Origin of the sequence: Paraclostridium sp., from assembly GCF_051657365.1 — a bacterium.
In the GTDB taxonomy this organism is placed as follows: Bacteria; Bacillota; Clostridia; order Peptostreptococcales; family Peptostreptococcaceae; genus Paraclostridium.
This window is the reverse complement of the sequence record NZ_JBOFKN010000225.1, coordinates 1-3950: the sequence shown is the minus strand read 5'-3', so window position 1 is coordinate 3950 and position 3950 is coordinate 1. Positions and strand designations below refer to the sequence as shown.

Annotated in this window: 3 protein-coding genes; 2 read left to right on the top strand and 1 reads right to left on the bottom strand. The window is 42.6% G+C overall.

Annotation, left to right across the window (positions count from 1 at the left end):
- Positions 1-200: DUF933 domain-containing protein (locus tag ACRCYC_RS17840; protein ID WP_438620453.1), on the top strand; the 200-nt coding region annotated here is incomplete at its 5' end.
- A gap of 1426 nt (positions 201-1626) precedes the next feature.
- Here ACRCYC_RS17840 and ACRCYC_RS17835 read toward each other — a convergent pair.
- A complete protein-coding gene (locus tag ACRCYC_RS17835; RefSeq protein WP_438620454.1) occupies positions 1627-3315 on the bottom strand; it encodes an autotransporter outer membrane beta-barrel domain-containing protein in 1689 nt (562 codons plus the stop codon).
- Positions 3316-3723: 408 nt separating this feature from the next.
- Between ACRCYC_RS17835 and ACRCYC_RS17830 the strand changes: the two genes are divergently transcribed.
- Positions 3724-3950, top strand: a 227-nt coding sequence (locus tag ACRCYC_RS17830; protein ID WP_438620452.1) for a nucleoside hydrolase, incomplete at its 3' end; no start/stop codon positions are given.

Genomic DNA, 3950 nt, shown 5'->3' with positions numbered 1-3950 from the left:
GTGACACAGCGCCACAAGCGGCAGGTAAAATTCACACTGACTTTGAAAAAGGCTTTATCCGCGCACAAACCATCGCATTTGATGATTTCATCAAATACCGTGGTGAGCAAGGCGCCAAAGAAGCCGGTAAGATGCGTGCCGAAGGTAAAGACTATATCGTTAAAGATGGCGATATCATGAACTTCCTGTTCAACGTATGAATCGGAGACTCCTGCTAACCGAAGCTTAAATAGCTTCACAATATTTCAAAAATAGAGTCAGTTTGCTCGCTCTTGAGCCAGTAAGTTCACGAGCAAACTTTCTACATAAAAACATGGCTGTGGCCTAACCCTAGCGCCACAACCATGAAGAAATATTCATCATATAACCTTTAAAACTCAACCAACTCATCAAAACTGCTTTTAGCTATCAAATAGGTGGGAATGCTTATTACCGCAAATACGGTATAACTCAAACAGCTTTCGTTAAATTAAATTTATCATTTTGATTGCATTTTACTGTAAATTATACTGTCTGAGAATAACAACCAGTACATAAGATTGCACTATGGTTCAATTCTACCCTGTATGCCTATTGGCTCTGTTCTTAGTATCCTGCGCCCAAGTTCCGTCACCACATGAACGTTCACTCCACGCCGACTCACTCGCAGCGCTGAAAGGTTGGAAAGCCAGCCGTATTGCCGCAGGACACTTCGAGTTTGTTGTCTACACAGCGGCACATGTGTCCTCAGCTAAACGGCTTACTATCTACATTGAAGGAGACGGTTTCGCATGGATAAACCGCAATACACCTTCAACAGATCCAACACCACGAGATCCGATGGCCTTACGTCTAGCGTTAGCTCATCCGAAAGGTGTTGCCGTTTATTTGGCCCGTCCTTGCCAATATATTGATGCAGAACGAGCAGGCTGTAATTCGACATACTGGACTGAAAAGCGCTTCGCGCCAGAAATAATTGATGCGACTAACAGGACAATCGACATGTTGAAGCTACGTTTCAACACCACCCAACTTGAATTAGTAGGATATTCTGGTGGAGGTAACATTGCTGTTCTAGTTGCTGCACATCGAGACGATATAGTTCGGTTGATTACAGTAGCAGGAAACATCGATCACCGAGCCTGGACAACATACCATCATCTATCCCCACTATCAGGTTCTCTAAACGCCGCAGATCTAGCTGACCGAATAGCAAATTTACCTCAAATACACTATATCGGAGGGAAAGATCATGTAATCCCGAGTTTACTAGCACAACGCTGGCCCAGAACAATCATCGGCCCAAACTCTGATAATCTACATATAATTAAGAATGCCGATCACTCCTGCTGTTGGGTAGACCAGTGGCCAATTCTATATTACGGAAAACAAAATCTAACAATTAACAATGATTACTAAGTTGGCATTACGAACCATTTTCATATGTATTATTTTTATCAAAACACTGATTAATATCATATAAAGTTATGCTGTTGTTAATACAATCTGATACTACACTCCAGTGTATCAATTTTTGCTTTCTATTAATTTTTCTGCTAAAGACTTTATATTCATTCTGACAACGAGTAGTCTAATCAACAATAATGCCCAGCAAAATTGGACATTATTGCTGTCGCGGAGCCAAACTCAAAACAACCAGCTAACCATAGCCTGAGCATTACCCGCGCGGTATTGCGAAGCAAAGTCGTAATCATAGGTGATCATTGCAGCAAAGTTACTCGATGAATAGAAGGTAACGCCAGCACCAGCTGAGTAGATGTCTTTATCGAGATCCTGACCCGGAGTTACGAAGGCTGTGCCTCCACCAACAAAATTGGCCGTAGTGTCAATACCATCATTCATGAAATCATGATTCCAGAAGACCCGCACGAAAGGCTGCACACTTAATGCCTCCCAATCCGTATAATAGTTGAGTTGTGCTCCGAGACTGCTACGGAGAAGATTAGCTTTAGTATCCTTCACATTTAATGCTAGCTCACTGTATTTCTCTGTATAGCTATCTTGCTGAATTTGGTTCCAATCCAACCTAATTTGAGGCACAACCTCTGTATTTTCGGATAAACTGTAGGGTAGGCCACCACCTATGCGCATTCCCCATTGCTCACCGTCGAAGTCACTCTTGGCGTAGCCACTTATAGCCGTGTTACGCCTGCCTTCATAATTTTGAACTGAATAAGCGACCATACTCTCGATGTAAGCGGACCCAATCTCCTTACTAGCGTAGCCAGAAATCTGGTAACTGAAAATATCGGTTGTTGAGCCCGCCAATTGATCCTGATAGCTAATACTGCTGTCAGTATAAACCAATCCAAGACCCGTAATAAAACCTGGGGATAATTCACGATCGAAACCTCCAGCCAGTCCCCAGCCTTTATTCGAGTAACCTGCAAACCCATCTTTGGTGTCTTGATTGTTATTACTGGAGAATGCTTTGACCCAGACACCAGCTTCAGCTACCGCATCGCCTGATGCCAAACCAGTAATGGATTGAAAGCCGGTTATTTGATTACCGCTGGCTGTACGTAACACATCGAGACGATCACTTATTCGGTTCATTGATGATGCCATTACATCACGTAAAACAACATTGGTAGCTCGCGAGGGAATGGGGACAAGTTTATCAAGGACTAAGGTTTGTTGCTCGGATGGGAGGATCGCTAGACTAGTGATTGCAACTCCAAAATTGTCAGTCACATTACCAACAAAAGAATCCAAAACAACCGCAGCATCATGACTAATTTTAGTCGAGTTGGGTACAAAGCTATTTCGGACAATAACAACAATCACCGGAGGCTTTTCTGGCTCTGACGTATCCAAAGTGACTGGGGCCCCTAACACATAAAAATCCAGAGGGAATGTCAACTGAACATCTGAGCGTAAAGATGAAACCACGATATAATACACTGTTCCTGCAGACAACGTTTTAGTTATTTCAGGGCAATAACCAGCCACATTGCCACACGTATAATCTAAATTGTGTCCATCATCATTGAAATCAGTAAAGTTAATCAATGGGTTACTCGCATCAAAAGTTCCTGTATAAAAGATCATTACTGGGTCGTAAGAGGCTGCGGTCATTCCAAACTTATAGTCACCACTAACACTTGGAATAAACACCTGACTAACGTACTGATATGTCCCAATCAGTTGATCAGTGCTAGACGTAGGTAAACCACCGTTAAGAGTCCCTTCAATAGCGCTTTTAGAAAAGGCCGTAGTGACTGAACCGCTTAACTCAGCATGAGTTTCAGACGACAGTAAAAAGGCACTTCCGCAGAAAAATGAGCTCGCAATAGCAGCTACAAATCCTTTCATTTTCACTCGTTAAATTCCTTCAATAATAGGAACAGACTCCGGTTTACTCGCTCATGTCGCGCCAACCAAGTAGGCGGTAAGCTAATCTCCTATCACCGCCCATATTTAGATTAGCAAAAGAAAAATTTTTTGCAGCAACATGTCACTTACAACTAATAATGTCCAATTACCCTATCGATACCAATGAATAATGATCTTTTTAAACAAGATAACTCTCTGTATAAATTTGGTGGAGTAGTTTTAATAAATATAATAAATACACTTAGGAAGGATATTTAGCTGCTCTGCGGCCGTAATTGAATTAAAACCCGTAGATAAAAAATCTCCGCACGCACAAAAGAGTTGATAAGGTTCATGCATAATAGATATTATCTTTAAAATCCCAATCAAGAATCGAAGATTGTACTGATGGGCGGAAGCGCCGGTCTGGGGAACTGGACACCGGCGGCTGAGTTCAATATTTATGTCGATCCGGAAGCGGCAGAAATGGTGTTTAGCGCAGGCGTGCCGATCACCATGTGTGGGCTAGATGTCACACACGCCGCGCAAGTGATGGATGAGGATATCGAACGTATTCGTGCCATCACGAACCCTATCGCCCGCACCGTGGCTGAACTGCTCGACTTTTTCATGAT

Bases quoted from the DNA above. Each gene is read 5' to 3' on its own strand.
- ACRCYC_RS17835 (WP_438620454.1), bottom strand. From the start codon at position 3,315: ATGAAAGGATTTGTAGCTGCTATTGCGAGCTCATTTTTCTGCGGAAGT.